Genomic DNA, 14,142 nt, shown 5'->3' on the forward strand with positions numbered 1-14,142 from the left:
CCGCCCATGCCGGCGAGACTGGAGGTGGCGGATATCTTCCGCCGCCATGGCGAGGCGTATCGGCAGGCCCATGACGGCCATCTCGGGCGCGTCGAGCGCCGCACGATGAGCGCGATCGAGCTATGCCGGACCGCCGAACTGGGCGGTCATGTCGAGGGCTGCCGCTCCTGCGGGTCGATTCGCGTGGCCTACAATTCCTGCCGCAACCGGCATTGCCCCAAGTGCCAGAGCCAGGCCTGCCGGGACTGGCTCGCCGCGCGGCAGGACGAGCTGCTGCCGGTGCCCTACTTCCATGTGGTGTTCACGCTGCCGGCCGAGGTCGCCGCGATCGCCTTCCACAACAAGACGGCGCTCTACACGATCCTGTTCAAGGCGGCGGCCGAGACGCTGCGCACGATCGCCGCCGATCCCAGACATCTGGGCGCCGAGATCGGCCTCATCGCAGTGCTGCACAGCTGGGGCCAGACTCTCACCTACCATCCCCATCTGCATTGCATCGTGCCGGGCGGTGGCGTCTCGCCCGACGGCGCACGCTGGATCTCGTGCAGGCCGGGATTCTTTTTACCCGTGCGCGTGCTGTCGCGCCTGTTTCGCCGCCGCTTCCTGGAGGAACTGCGAGTGGCCCATGATGCGGGCCGGCTGGGCTTCTTCGGCGATCTCGCCCACCTGGCAAAGCCCGATGCCTTCGCCCGTTTGCTCGCCGAAGTCCGTCACCTCGAATGGGTCGTCTACGCCAAGCCGCCCTTCGGCGGCCCGCAACAGGTACTGGCTTATCTCGGCCGCTACACCCATCGCGTCGCCATCGCCAATTCCCGGCTGGTCAGCATGGCCGACGATCGCGTCGCGTTCCGCTGGCGGGATTATCGTCATGGCGGCAGGACGAAGGTCATGACGCTCGATGCCGATGAGTTCATCCGCCGCTTCCTCCTGCACACGCTGCCCGACGGCTTCCACCGCATCCGTCATTACGGCTTCCTCGCCAACGGTCATCGCGCCGCCAAGCTCGGCCTGTGCCGCCGACTGCTGGCCAGCCAACAGCAGAACAATCTCGAACCGAGTGCCGAAAGCGCCGCTGTCGCCGCCGGGCGCCTGGCGTTGACGCATCGCTGCCCATGCTGCGGAGGGGCGATGGTCACGCTCGCCACCTGGCGATGCGGGCAGGCGCCGACCCCCTTCTGGAATGACACCTCATGATCACGCCGAGTGCGTCCACATCGTCTGGTTCGGCACCCGTCGCCTTGCGCGCCGGCACCCAGACCTTTGCCCCATCGCACAAAGCCGCAAGCAGCCAGACCAGCGGTAGAGGCCACTGCTACCTGTCTGACGGTTCACGCCATCACGGTTTTGCCTTCCGCCATGCTCTCCATCGCCGTGGTCGAACCGCGAACGCCGTTCATCGGCCTGGCAAAGACAATCCCCACCGCTCCGCAGGGCTACAATCCCCATAGCGCCAGACCGACCCGCGGCTCCGTTCAATCCGGCTTGCAATGAGGTCCGACGTCGTGCCAAGCGGCTCCGTCGAGCCAACGGACCTCACAGAAGCCTCCAGATTCCACTGATGTTGGGTTTGTGATTCACTTCCTTATGGAGGTGATTTGTCATGCCCAAGCCTTATTCGCTCGATTTGCGTGAACGCGTTGTGCGGTTTGTCGAGGCTGGCCATTCGCGGCGTGCGGCGGCGGCCCATTTTGGGGTGTCGGTTTCGTTCGTCGTGATCCTGATGAGGAACTATCGAAAGACCGAGAGCCTGGCGCCCAAAGCCAGCGGGGGCCGCCGCCATTCCAAGCTCGACCCGCATCGTGCGTTCCTGCTTGGTTGTGTGGCCGAGAAGGACGACATCACCATGCCGGAGCTTGCCGCCGAACTGGTTACTGCTGCAGGCGTCCAGGTCGCTCCCGCCTCGATCTCGCGTTGGCTCATCAGGAACGGCTACCGCTTCAAAAAAAACGCTGCTGGCCAGCGAGCAAGATCGACCCGACATCAGCAAGGCGCGCCAGGAGTGGCGGGCCAAACGCCAGCCGCGGATGCGGCTTGAGCCGCATCGGCTGGTGTTCATTGACGAGACCGGAACCACGACGAAGATGACGCGCCCGCGCGGTCGCTGCCTGAAGGGTCGGCGGTTGCGCTCAAAGGCACCGTTCGGACATTGGAAGACGCAGACCTTCATCGCCGGGCTGCGCTGCCATGGGCTCACCGCCCCTTTCGTCGTCGACACGCCAATGAACCGCCGCATCTTCGAGACCTACGTCGAAACGCAGCTCGCTCCGACGCTGGCAAAGGGCGATGTCGTCATCCTCGACAATCTCGCTGCCCACAAGAGCCCCACCGCCGAGGCAGCCATCCGGGCCAGAGGCGCATGGCTGCTCTTCCTGCCGCCCTACAGCCCCGATCTCAACCCGATCGAAATGGCCTTCGCCAAGCTCAAGGCGCATCTGCGCGCAAGGGCCATCAGAACCATCGACGCCCTGTGGCAGGCCATCGGCGATATCTGCAATCTCTTCTCTCCAACAGAATGCAGAAACTACTTCACTGCCGCAGGCTATGGACTCACATGAAAGTCCGCCGCTCTAGTGGTACGGTCCTCGCCGTGACCACGGATGTACTGGCGCGATGCCGAGGCGAGGAAAGGTCGGCTCAGCGCCGGCCTTTTGCTTTTTGCTTTTCCGCGACGCCCATGCCAGCATCACGACGGCATAATTTTGCCGGCTCCAGCCCGGTTGAAATCCTATTGTCATCCTCCTGGTTGATCGTACCATGCCACCAGGCGAGCGGGCGATGATGACGAGGACCCGCCATGAGAAGCACGGCAAGATTTTCGGCGATCGTTGGGGCTCTGCTGGCAGCGCCTTTTCCGGCGAGCGCCGCATCGCTCAATACCATGAACGAGGTCGGCGCCGCTCTGCAGGCGTGCTGGACACCGCCCGCCAATTCCGGGAACGCCTCGGTCACCTTGAGCTTCAGCTTCAAGCGCGACGGCACGCTGATCGGCCCGCCGAAGCCAACAGCGATCAAGGTCGGCGGCGATGACAAGGCGCGGCAGGCCTATGTCGACGCGGCGACCGCCGCCCTGCGAAACTGCCTGCCGCTCAGCTTTTCGCCTGCACTGGCGCAAGGAATTGCCGGCAACGTCTTCACGCTTCAGTTCAATTCGCCAAAGCAATAGCGAGCACCTGCATCGTCGCTACGCGGACCGCCGTCAGCGTGCGGCTTGCCTTGCGGTGACGTGCTTTTCCAGTTCCGGCATCTCGAAGACATAGTCGTTCCAGGCCGATTCCGGAATCTGTCCGGCCAGGTAGCATTCCAGCAGCAGATTCTGCTCCGGTGTCAGATGCCTCGGCGCCCGCTCGTGATCCAGTCCAAGCGAGTGGATCAGGTTCCGGGTCAGGCCAGAGACGGTGAAGTGAATGGACATCCTCAGTCTCCCTCGCGCTGGACAGATAACGTGAAATGCCGGTCAGAGTTTCATCAGCAGTCCGTGATCGCAGGCGCGGTGCGACCGACACCGGGCATCGGCTGGAGCGGTTCAGCTTTTCACAGAATTGCTGACCCGCTCTAAAGCGCGTCGCGATCTTTCAGATTCGCTTCTGCGCTTTAGGTCTTTTTTTGCGCATGTCTTTTCCCGAAACCGGTCCCACTTTCGGGAGGCATGCTTTAAATATTTGTTTTTAAGCAATTCCGAACGGAAACCGCTGCGCACTCCTGGAATTGCTCCAGCTGCGGAAAAGTCTTTCGGCTACTGTCTCAATCTTGAAATGAAAATGTAATATTCATTTTACAGCACTGAGCATAACACCTATACAGTAAGGTCAACTGAGGTGTTTTACCATACTAATATCGCAATAAACTCATTTAGTCAAAGCTTGTATTAGGTTAGAGCTTGAGATGGGTTTGAGGTGGCAATCAATGGCACGTCTGCGATTCCTCACGACCTCCCTCCTGGCTGTTACTGCGTTGGTGGCATTTGCAGCGGTTTCTCACGCTGATCCTTGCGGCGTACTCAGAAGCCAGATGCTTACCGGACGCGGCACGGCCAATCCCGAGCTTGCCCAGCTGCGGCGTCAGCTTGCCGCGATCCAGGGCATCGAAAGGCAGCGCCGCTGCACCGCCAGCAGCGCGATGGGCGGCTTCTTCAACGCCTGCGCCGACCTTGCCAGGAGCAGGGCCGAGGTGCAGCGACGGATCGCCGGCATCGGCAATTCGGGCCGCGACGATCCGCAGGCGAGATATGCCGCGCTCGGCTGCCAGTCGGCGCCCAAACGGCAGCCCGCGGCCAAGCCGCAATCTTCCGACACGACGTTCGGCAGCAATGCGATGCTGTTTTGCGTGCGCCTTTCGGACGGCTACTTCTTCCCGGCGCCGAACTCGCAATTCACGCAAGGCGCCGATCTCAAGGACACGGTCGATCAGTGTCGCTATATCTGCGACGATCCCAGCGTCGATCTCTATACGCTGGGCGATCCGAACCTCGAGACCGACCAGATGGTCGCGGTCGACACGCGCAAGCCATATAAGGAGCTTCCAACGGCTTTCCGGTATCGCGACGACGCCAGCTTCAAGGCTTGCGACCTCAAGCGCTACCATCAGCGCGTGGCCGAGCTCAGGGCGCGCACCGTGACGCCGGGCAACATGCAGAACGCCATCATCCCGTTGCCGACGGCAAAGCCCGATCTCGGGACGGTTTCGGATATTCCGTCACCCGCGGCAGCGGATGCAAAGGTCCGTGCGACCGCAGCCGAAACCGGGGCGGCGGAAGACCAGGCGCCGACCATGCCGGCCGGATCGCGGCCGGTGCGGATGATCGGCCCTGCCTTTTTCCCGGCGGATTGATCCCGGCCGGCGGCTTCGACCGCCAGTGCTGGGGAACTAGTCGCATACGACGCGAAAGCGTTTGCCGGGCTCGCTGACATTGTGGCAGGCCAGCGCCTTCTCCGGGCCGGAAGATGCATCCGGCAACTGCGTATCCACTGGCCGCATTGCCGGCGGTGGCTTCCGATATCTGCGCGGCGCCGATCTTGCCGGCTCGGGAGGCGCCGGAAAGACGCCGGCTGCCACCGGCGGCGGGCTCACTTGCGCCTGCTGCGGAGGCTTGTCCCAGACACGCCTGACGTCGAGCTGTCGCGGAATGATCACCGTACCGTCGTCGCTGCGCGCGCAGCCGGTGGCCGCAAGCAGCACCGGGCAGAGAACGAGAGATAGAATTCGACCGAACATCAGCAGCACCCCCGGCTAATTTATAACCCGGCAGCGGCTGGATCGCCAACGGACGGATTACCGCAGCGAGCATCGGACCAGCGTCTGACTAGAGCCGCGAAACGGATTCGGGCAACGCGCTTTGGTTCTGCTTTACGCATGTCGTTTCCCCCAAACCGCTGCACGCTTTTGGGCGACATGCGTTAACGGCGTCGGATGCGTTCGGTTGCGAATCGTTAAGGTTAGCGGATCGTTAATGCTTGTCGGGCACATTCCGCCGACGAACTGGCGAGGTTCGGCCTGGGGGTAGGAATGGCTGATACGGACGGGACGGTCGGTGCGCGCGGCCCGCGCGATTTCGAAGGCGCGGTTGGGCGCGGCGAGGCAGCGGTCGCCGGCGCCCAGGATCAGCATGCGGCCGCGACTTCGGAGGCGCTCGTCAATCTTCGCCGGATGGTCGATTCGATGCCGATCGGCGTCGTCGTCCTCGACGCCGACCTCAAGGCGGAGATCATCAACCGCGCCTTCTACGACTTCTGGAAGATCGATCCGCGTCGCGCCACGGTCGGCTGCGGTTTTCGCGAGCTGATGGAAGCAAGCCGCGACGCCGATCCCTATGGCGTCGACGAGGCGGAATGGCAGCGCCACATCGCTCAGCGCGAGGCGGAAATCCGGGCGGGCCTTGCCGGCTCCCGGCAGTTGCCGCGCAACGACGGCCGCACGCTGATCGCCTCGCTGGCGCCGCTTGCCGGGGGCAAGCGGCTGATCTCCTATGTCGACATCACCGACATGAAGCATCGCGAAACCGAGGCCGACGATGCACGCAAGAACCTCGCAACGGTGCTCGAATCGCTGCCGGCGGGCGTCATCATCTATGATCGGGACGATAAATTCGTCTTCGCCAACCGCAAGCTGCAGGATACGTTGCCGGCGCTGAAACCGGTCTGGCAGCCAGGCCGCACCTTTCGCGAGGCGCTCGCTCTCGGCCATTCCGTCGGCTATTTCCGGTCGAGCGGCGACGTCGAGATCGACAACCTCTACAGCGTCGACAAAGAACGCTGGCTCGACGCCATACTCGGGCGTTACCACTTGCCCAATTCACACTATGAGCGGCTCAATCCCGACGGGCGCTGGTACCAGGTCTACGACATGCGCACCGACGACGGCACGTTCATCGGCGTGCGTGTCGACATCTCCGACATCAAGGCGCGCGAGAAGGCGCTGCGCGATTCGATGCGCCAGATCGACCTTTACCGGCATGTCATGGACGAATTGCCGGTGGCCGCCTTCATCAAGGCCGAGGATCTGAGCATCGAGTTCGTCAACAAGGCCTGGTGCGCGCTGACCGGCCTTCCAAAGGAAGACGTCATAGGCAAGACGGACCGCCAGCTTTTCGCTGCCGGGGACGCCCAAAGCTACAGCCAGGACGACACCGAGGTCATTGCGACCGGCAAGGGGCGCGAAGTCGAGGAACCCGTCACCCATCGCGACGGCACGGTGCGGCAATTGATGACGCGCAAGAGCCGGCTGGTGGCCCTCGACGGATCGGTGCACCTGGTCGGTTCCAGCACCGACATCACCGATGTCAAGGCGCGAGAGCGGGCGCTCAAGGAAAGCATGAGCGAGAACGAGGTTTTCCGCAGCCTCATCGACAACGTGCCGGTGTCGATCTACGCCAAGCGCTCGGATCTGAGGCAATTCTACGTCAACAAGGGCTGGTGCGACCTCACCGGCTTCAGCAAGGAAGAGGCGATCGGCAAGACCGACGTCGAGATCTTCGGCGCGGACGGCGAAGCCTTCGTGGCGGGCGACCTCGCGGTGCTGCGCACCGGCGAGACGCAGGAGGTCGAGGAGAAGGTGACGCTGTCCGACGGCAGTGTGCGCCATCAGTTCGCGCGCAAGGGCGCAATGATCGCCTCCGACGGCTCGCTCTACCTGATCGGGTCGACCACGGATATAACAGAGCTGAAACAGCGCGAGGTCGAGCTCAGCGAGGCACGCCAGCGCGCCGTGCTGGCCGACCGCGCCAAGTCGGAATTCCTGGCCAATATGAGCCACGAAATCCGCACACCGATGAACGGCGTGCTCGGCATGGCCGAGCTGCTCGCCAAATCCGCTCTCGATTCGAAGCAGAAGACGTTCACCGACATCATCGTCAAATCCGGCAACGCCCTGCTCACCATCATCAACGACATCCTCGACTTCTCCAAGATCGACGCCGGCCAGCTCGTGCTCGACCCGGCGCCCTTTAATCTCGCCGAGGCGATCGAGGATGTGGCGACGCTGGTCTCGACGCGCGCCAAGGAGAAGGACCTCGAGCTCATCGTCCGCGTCCAGCCCGGGCTCGACGGGCAGTTCGTCGGCGATGTCGGCCGCCTCAGGCAGATCGTCACCAACCTGCTCGGCAATGCGGTGAAGTTCACCGACGAAGGCCACGTGCTGGTCGACGTCACCGGCGAGCGGGTTCCGGCCGGCACCAGGCTCACCATCTCGATCACCGACACGGGCATCGGCATTCCCGAGGACAAGCTGAAGCTGGTGTTCGAGAAGTTCAGCCAGGTCGACACCTCCTCGACCAGGCGGCACGAGGGCACCGGGCTCGGCCTTGCCATCACCTCGCGGCTGGTCGAGATGATGGGCGGCGAGATCAGCGTCGACAGCGCCGAGGGCAAAGGCTCGACATTCTGGTTCACCGTCACGCTGCCGCGGGCCGCGCAGGGCGGGCAGCGCATCATGCCGGTCGACGTCACCGGGGCGCGTGTGCTGATCGTCGACGACAATGCCGTCAACCGCTCGATCCTCAGCGAGCAGATGGCGTCGTGGACCTTCGATTCCTGCGCGGCCGAAAGCGGCGCCGAGGGACTGAAGGTGCTGATTGCCGCCGCCGCTTACGGCGTGCCTGTCGATTGCGTCGTGCTCGACTACCAGATGCCGGGCATGACCGGCGCCGAAATGGCGCGCATCGTGCGCAACACCGCCGGCCTCGCGCATACGCCGATCATCATGCTGACCTCGGTCGACCAGTCGCTGGCCAATGCCACCTATCGCGATCTCGGCATCGACGCGCAGCTGATCAAGCCGGCGCGCTCCTCCATCCTCTTGGAGACGCTGGTCGCCACCATCCAGCGTCATCGCCACGGCACGACGGCCGCCCAGCCGCCGCTAATAGCGGGCGCCGGTCCCGCGCATGGCGCGCCGCAGGCATCGCAGGCGCAGGCGCCCGCGGCGGCGTCGGATCGTGCCCTGCTGCAGCCGCCGCCCGTCCGCGCGCGACCGCGTCCGGCCGGCGTGGAGCGTGGGCTCGACATCCTCGTCGCTGAGGACAATGAGGTGAACCAACTGGTGTTCACGCAGATCCTCGGCGAGACCCGCTATCATTTCGAGATCGTCGGCAACGGCCGCAAGGCGCTCGATGCTTTCGGCAAGCTCAATCCGCGCATGATCCTGATGGATGTGTCGATGCCGGAGATGAACGGACTGGAGGCGACCGCGGCCATCCGCCGGCTCGAAGCGGAGATAGGGACGCATGTGCCGATCGTCGGCGTCACCGCGCACGCGCTGAAAGGGGACCGCGAGCGCTGCCTGGAAGCCGGCATGGACGATTACCTGCCGAAGCCGATCAGCCCGAAGGCGCTGCTCGAGAAGCTCGAAAGATGGCTCGGCCCGGACGCGGAGGTCCGACGTAGCGCCAGCTAAAGCGCGTCGCGACGAGGCGGATTCAGGCGACGCGCTTTAAGTCTTTGTTTGATGCATGTCGTTCTCCCAAAACCGCTGCGCACTTTTGGGCGACATGCATTAAGCAATTCCAGGAAAAGTGTGTAACGGTTTTCCGTCCGGAATTGCGCAAAATCAAACATTTAGAGCGGATCAGCGATTCTGTGAAAAGCTGAGCCGCTCTAAGCAATTCCAGGAAAAGTGTGTAACGGTTTTCCGTCCGGAATTGCGTAAAAACAGATAGCTCCCTTCCGCAGTAGCCCGCCGTCAGCCGGCAGACGTATGGTGTGATCGCACCATACCAAAGCGAAGCCAAGCAAGGACAATAGGAGCTGTCGATTCCGCCCCTCGGTTACGGGCGGGAGCAGCGACCGCCGGCATAGAAACAGCGTCGACTCTACCCCAACGGACCCTGTTTTCGGCGATGGCTAGGCCATGATCCGCTCTGGCATTCGGGCAACGCGCTCTCGTCCGGATTTTATTTCCCGGCGGCCGAGATCCGGCCGCCGGGACAAATTTTCAATTTGAAAGTCAGACAAGTTACTGATTCCCGCGGCAAACTCCCGGCTGCTCGGCGGAGCCGGCCGCAGACCCCTTCCAGACAACCCCGTCCAGACGTTACCGGGCTGACACGAAACTGTCATGCGACTGTAATAATCGGGAGCTATTGCGCTCACCGGGCGCCGGTAGACCGGGTGCCAAAAGACCATATTCCGAACAGGAGCAGGCCACATGAGACATTTCATCCGCTCGGCGGCCGTTGCGATTGCAATGGCTGCGGCATCCACCCTTTCGATCTCCGCCGCGATGGCCGCCGACATCTCCGGCGCCGGCGCCACCTTCCCCTATCCGATCTATGCCAAGTGGGCCGACGCCTACAAAAAGGAGACCGGCACCGGCCTCAACTACCAGTCGATCGGCTCCGGCGGCGGCATCAAGCAGATCAAGGCCAAGACCGTGACCTTCGGCGCTTCCGATGCGCCGCTGAAGGGCGACGAGCTCGACTCCACCGGGCTGGCACAATTCCCGATGGTGATGGGCGGCATCGTTCCGGTCGTCAACCTCGAAGGTGTCAAGCCGGGCGAGCTCGTGCTCGACGGTCCGACGCTGGCCGACATCTTCATCGGCAAGATCACCAACTGGAATGACGAGGCGATCAAGAAGCTCAACCCCGACGTCAAGCTGCCCGACCAGGCGATTGCGGTCGTCCACCGTTCGGACGGCTCGGGCACCACGTTCAACTTCAGCTACTATCTCGGCGACGTCAGCGCCGATTGGAAGTCGAAGGTCGGCGTCGACAAGGCGCTCGAGTGGCCGGTGGGCATCGGCGCCAAGGGCAATGAGGGCGTCGCCAACAACGTGTCGCAGACCGGCGGCGCCATCGGCTATGTCGAATACGCCTATGCCAAGCAGAACAAGCTCACCTATACCGACTTGATCAACAAGGATGGCAAGAAGGTCGAGCCGACCGCCGCGGCGTTCTCGGCCGCCGCGGCCAATGCCGACTGGAGCTCGCAGCCGGGCTACGGCGTCATCCTGGCCAACCAGGCTGGCGCCGAATCCTGGCCGATGACCTCCGCCACCTGGATCCTCGTCTACAAGAAGCCCGACGATGCAGCGGCCACCGGCGAAGCGCTCAAGTTCTTCGCCTGGTCCTACGCCAAGGGCGACGACATGGCTGCCGAGCTCGACTATGTTCCGATGCCCGACGCGGTCGTGAAGAGCGTCGAGGATATGTGGGGCAAGGATATCGTCGACAGCAACGGCAAGCCGATCTTCTCCGGCATGTAATTCTTACGGAATGAGGAGGGCGCTTGCGGCGCCCTCCTGTCTCTCTTCCGAAATGCGAGGGGCTAAATGACTGCCGTTTCCGAAGCCGTGACGTCGTCCGCCATGCGGACCAGAGAAGCGACGGTGCGCCGCTTCGCCTTCACCGACATGGCCTTCCGGGCGGCCACGCGCGCTTCCGCCATCCTCGTGCTGGTGCTGCTTGGCGGGGTCGCCATCTCGCTGATCGCCGGCTCGTGGGAGGCGCTGTCGAAGTTCGGCGTATCCTTCCTGACGACCGAATCCTGGAATCCGGTCACCGAGAACTTCGGCGCGCTGGCCCCGATCTACGGCACCATAGTCACTTCGGCCATCGCCATCATCATCGCCGTGCCGATCGGCATCGGCATCGCCGTCTTCCTGACCGAGCTCTGCCCGCGGCCGCTCCGGCGCCCGATCGGCATTGCGGTCGAGCTGCTCGCCGGCATCCCCTCGATCATCTACGGCATCTGGGGCCTGTTCGTCTTCGCGCCGTTCCTGCAGACGACGGTGCAGCCCTTCATCATCAGTCTTTTCCACGGCATACCGGGCCTCTCCAGCTTGTTCGCCGGTCCGCCCTACGGCATCGGCCTGCTCACGTCGTCGTTGATCCTCGCCATCATGGTGCTGCCCTTCATCACCTCGATCACCAAGGACGTGTTCGACACGGTGCCGGCGGTGCTGAAGGAATCGGCCTGCGGCATAGGCTGCACGACCTGGGAGGTGACCCGGCGCGTGGTCATCCCCTATACCCGCGTCGGCATCATGGGCGGCGTCATGCTCGGTCTCGGCCGCGCGCTCGGCGAGACGATGGCCGTCACCTTCGTGATCGGCAATGCGCACCGCATCAGCGCCTCGCTATTCGCGCCGGGCACGACGATCTCGGCGACCATCGCCAACGAATTCACCGAGGCCGACGGCGCGCTTTACACCTCCTCGCTGGTGGCGCTCGGCCTGATCCTGTTCATCATCACCTTCATCATCCTCGCGCTCGCACGCTACATGCTGTTGCGCATCGATAGCCGCACGGGAGCCTGACCGATGTCGACCGCCACGTCGCTCTACCGAAGCCGCAAGCGCAAGAACGCCGTGATGATGGCGCTGTGCGTCATCGCTGCCGGAATCGGCCTCGCCTGGCTGGCGCTGATCCTCGGCGCGCTGCTCTACAAGGGGCTCTCCGGCGTCTCGCTGGCCGTGTTCACCGAAATGACGCCGCCGCCCGGCGACGCCGGCGGCCTGCTCAACGCCATCTACGGCAGCATCGTGATGACCATCATCGGCATCATCGTCGGCACGCCGATCGGCGTGCTCGCCGGAACCTATATGGCCGAGTACGGGCGCTTCTCGCGGCTGACCACGGTGGTGCGCTTCATCAACGACATCCTCTTGTCGGCGCCGTCGATCATCGTCGGCCTGTTCGTCTATGAGCTGCTGGTGCGGCCGATGGGCCACTTCTCGGCGATCGCCGGCGCGGTCGCGCTGTCCATCCTGGTGATCCCCGTCGTGGTGCGCACCACCGAGGACATGCTCAACCTTGTGCCCAACGCTCTGCGCGAAGCCGGCACTGCCATCGGCGCGCCGCGCTGGGTGGTGATCCGCTCGGTCGCCTATCGCGCGGCGCTTTCCGGCATCGTCACCGGCATCCTGCTGGCGATCGCCCGCATTTCCGGCGAGACGGCGCCGCTGCTCTTCACCGCGCTCAACAACCAGTTCTGGTCGAGCAATCTCAATGCGCCGATGGCCAGCCTGCCGGTGACCATCTTCCAGTTCGCGCTGAGCCCCTATGAGGAGTGGCAGCAACTGGCCTGGACGGGCGCACTCATAATCACCCTGACGGTTCTCGGGCTGAGCATCTTCGCCCGCAGCCTTACCGGACGCAGAGAGGACAGATGAAACCGATGTTGTCCACCGACCTGAACGTAGCCGACACCGTCGTCGAGAAGGCCAAGATCGAGGTCAAGAACCTCAACTTCTACTATGGCCAGTCGAAGGCGCTGAAGGACATCAACCTGTCCTTGCCCGAACGCAGCGTCACCGCCTTCATCGGCCCGTCGGGTTGCGGGAAGTCGACGCTGCTGCGCGTGCTGAACCGCATCTACGAGCTCTATCCGAAGCAGAACGCCGAAGGCCAGGTGCTGCTCGACGGCAAGAACATCCTCGACCGTTCGCAGGACCTCAACCTGCTCAGGACCAAGATCGGCATGGTGTTCCAGAAGCCGACGCCGTTCCCGATGTCGATTTACGAGAACATCGCCTTCGGCGTCAGGCTGTATGAGAAGATCAGCAAGACCGAGATGGACAACCGCGTCGAGCAGGCACTGAAGCGCGCGGCGCTGTGGAGCGAGGTCAAGGACAAGCTCAACGCCAGCGGCCAGAGCCTTTCCGGCGGTCAGCAGCAGCGGCTTTGCATCGCCCGCACTGTGGCGGTGAAGCCGGAAGTCATCCTGCTAGACGAACCGTGCTCGGCGCTCGATCCGCTGTCGACGGCCAAGATCGAGGAACTGATCGACGAATTGCAGGCCGACTACACGATCGTGATCGTCACCCACAACATGCAGCAGGCGGCGCGCGTGTCGCGGCAGACGGCGTTCATGTATCTCGGCGAGCTGGTCGAGTTCGACCGGACCGAGAAGATCTTCACCTCGCCCCGCGAGAAGCGCACGCAGGACTACATCACCGGCCGCTTCGGCTGAGTTCATACGAGGATACCATCATGGCCGAACACACCGTCGCTTCCTTCGACGAGGATCTGAGGCAGATCAGCCAGCTCATCATCGACATGGGCGATCTCGCCGGCTCCATGGTCGGCGCTTCGACCAAGGCTCTGCTCAATTCCGACAACGCGATGGCGCAGCGCGTCGTCTCCGACGACGCCATCATGGATGCGCGCCAGCGCGAGCTCGACGACCGCGCCATCACGCTCATCGCCAAACGGCAACCCATGGCCGACGACCTGCGCAGCGTGGTCGGCGCGATCCGCATGGCCGGCGACCTCGAGCGCATCGGCGACCTCGCCAAGAACATCGCCAAGCGCGTCGGCTCGGTCGGCATCAGCGCCGCGCCGCGCGACCTGTCGCACTCCATCGACTCGATGGCGCAGCTGGTGCTGATCCAGGTCCAGGGCGTGATCGAGGAGTACACCGCGGGCGACGCCACGGCGCTTGCCAAGCTCAGGAACGACGACGAGCGCGTCGACGTCAAATACACCTCCGTCTTCCGCGAGCTCCTGACCTACATGATGGAGGATCCGCGCAACATCACGGCCTGCACGCATTTATTGTTCTGCGCCAAGAATCTTGAGCGCATCGGCGACCATGTGACCAACATCGCCGAGAACGCCTACTATGTGCTGACCGGCACGCAATTGCCCGCGAACCGTCCGAAGCAGGACGAGACGGCGATGCCGGCGCCGGCGGCCTGACAACGAAGGTA

General features: G+C 63.5%; 12 protein-coding genes. 10 read left to right on the top strand and 2 right to left on the bottom strand.

Going from position 1 to position 14,142, the window contains the following annotated elements; translation table 11 throughout:
* The first annotated feature begins 6 nt into the window (after nucleotides 1–6).
* The 3 genes from EJ070_RS11965 (at nucleotide 7) to EJ070_RS11975 (ending at nucleotide 3,163) form a co-directional block, all read left to right on the top strand.
* Nucleotides 7–1,194 (top strand): IS91 family transposase, encoded by a 1,188-nt coding sequence (locus EJ070_RS11965; RefSeq protein WP_126091547.1) that lies wholly within the window; start codon nucleotides 7–9, stop codon nucleotides 1,192–1,194.
* Between the two features lie 406 nt (nucleotides 1,195–1,600).
* Nucleotides 1,601–2,555 (top strand): IS630 family transposase gene (locus EJ070_RS11970; RefSeq protein ID WP_245464853.1). Its coding sequence is split into 2 segments (ribosomal slippage): nucleotides 1,601–1,920 and nucleotides 1,919–2,555, totalling 957 coding nucleotides; the frame shifts between segments, so codons are not numbered across the junction.
* Between the two features lie 239 nt (nucleotides 2,556–2,794).
* Nucleotides 2,795–3,163 carry a hypothetical protein gene (locus EJ070_RS11975; RefSeq protein ID WP_126091549.1) on the top strand — a complete coding sequence of 123 codons (369 nt, stop codon included), beginning with the start codon at nucleotides 2,795–2,797 and terminating at the stop codon, nucleotides 3,161–3,163.
* A gap of 33 nt (nucleotides 3,164–3,196) precedes the next feature.
* On the opposite strand, the gene EJ070_RS11980 is transcribed toward EJ070_RS11975, so the two are convergent.
* The gene (locus EJ070_RS11980; protein ID WP_126091550.1) at nucleotides 3,197–3,412 is read right to left on the bottom strand and encodes a hypothetical protein; all 216 of its coding nucleotides are present in this window, start codon (nucleotides 3,410–3,412) and stop codon (nucleotides 3,197–3,199) included.
* Nucleotides 3,413–4,008: 596 nt separating this feature from the next.
* On the opposite strand from EJ070_RS11980, the gene EJ070_RS11985 reads away from it, so the two are divergent.
* Nucleotides 4,009–4,827 (top strand): DUF2865 domain-containing protein, encoded by an 819-nt coding sequence (locus tag EJ070_RS11985; protein WP_245464855.1) that lies wholly within the window; start codon nucleotides 4,009–4,011, stop codon nucleotides 4,825–4,827.
* A 36-nt stretch (nucleotides 4,828–4,863) separates the two neighbouring features.
* On the opposite strand, the gene EJ070_RS11990 is transcribed toward EJ070_RS11985, so the two are convergent.
* Nucleotides 4,864–5,211, bottom strand: coding sequence for a hypothetical protein (locus tag EJ070_RS11990; RefSeq protein WP_245464856.1), 348 nt, complete (start codon nucleotides 5,209–5,211; stop codon nucleotides 4,864–4,866).
* Nucleotides 5,212–5,502: 291 nt separating this feature from the next.
* Here EJ070_RS11990 and EJ070_RS11995 point away from each other — a divergent pair, with 291 nt between their 5' ends.
* From EJ070_RS11995 to phoU, 6 genes are all read left to right on the top strand, one after another.
* Nucleotides 5,503–8,886 carry a response regulator gene (locus tag EJ070_RS11995; protein WP_126091553.1) on the top strand — a complete coding sequence of 1,128 codons (3,384 nt, stop codon included), beginning with the start codon at nucleotides 5,503–5,505 and terminating at the stop codon, nucleotides 8,884–8,886.
* Nucleotides 8,887–9,636: 750 nt separating this feature from the next.
* Complete coding sequence (gene pstS, locus EJ070_RS12000; RefSeq protein ID WP_126091554.1) at nucleotides 9,637–10,695, top strand: phosphate ABC transporter substrate-binding protein PstS; 1,059 nt, start codon at nucleotides 9,637–9,639, stop codon at nucleotides 10,693–10,695.
* A gap of 66 nt (nucleotides 10,696–10,761) precedes the next feature.
* Entirely contained in the window at nucleotides 10,762–11,748 is a 987-nt protein-coding gene (pstC, locus tag EJ070_RS12005) for a phosphate ABC transporter permease subunit PstC (RefSeq protein WP_126091555.1), read from the top strand.
* Between the two features lie 3 nt (nucleotides 11,749–11,751).
* The gene (pstA, locus tag EJ070_RS12010; protein ID WP_126091556.1) at nucleotides 11,752–12,603 is read left to right on the top strand and encodes a phosphate ABC transporter permease PstA; all 852 of its coding nucleotides are present in this window, start codon (nucleotides 11,752–11,754) and stop codon (nucleotides 12,601–12,603) included.
* Entirely contained in the window at nucleotides 12,600–13,403 is an 804-nt protein-coding gene (pstB, locus tag EJ070_RS12015; protein ID WP_126091557.1) for a phosphate ABC transporter ATP-binding protein PstB, read from the top strand. Before pstA ends, pstB begins: the two co-directional genes overlap by 4 nt.
* Before the next feature lie 20 nt (nucleotides 13,404–13,423).
* Nucleotides 13,424–14,131 (top strand): phosphate signaling complex protein PhoU, encoded by a 708-nt coding sequence (gene phoU / locus EJ070_RS12020; protein WP_126091558.1) that lies wholly within the window; start codon nucleotides 13,424–13,426, stop codon nucleotides 14,129–14,131.
* Nucleotides 14,132–14,142: the final 11 nt, after the last annotated feature.

Origin of the sequence: Mesorhizobium sp. M1E.F.Ca.ET.045.02.1.1, assembly GCF_003952485.1 — a bacterium.
In the GTDB taxonomy this organism is placed as follows: Bacteria; Pseudomonadota; Alphaproteobacteria; order Rhizobiales; family Rhizobiaceae; genus Mesorhizobium.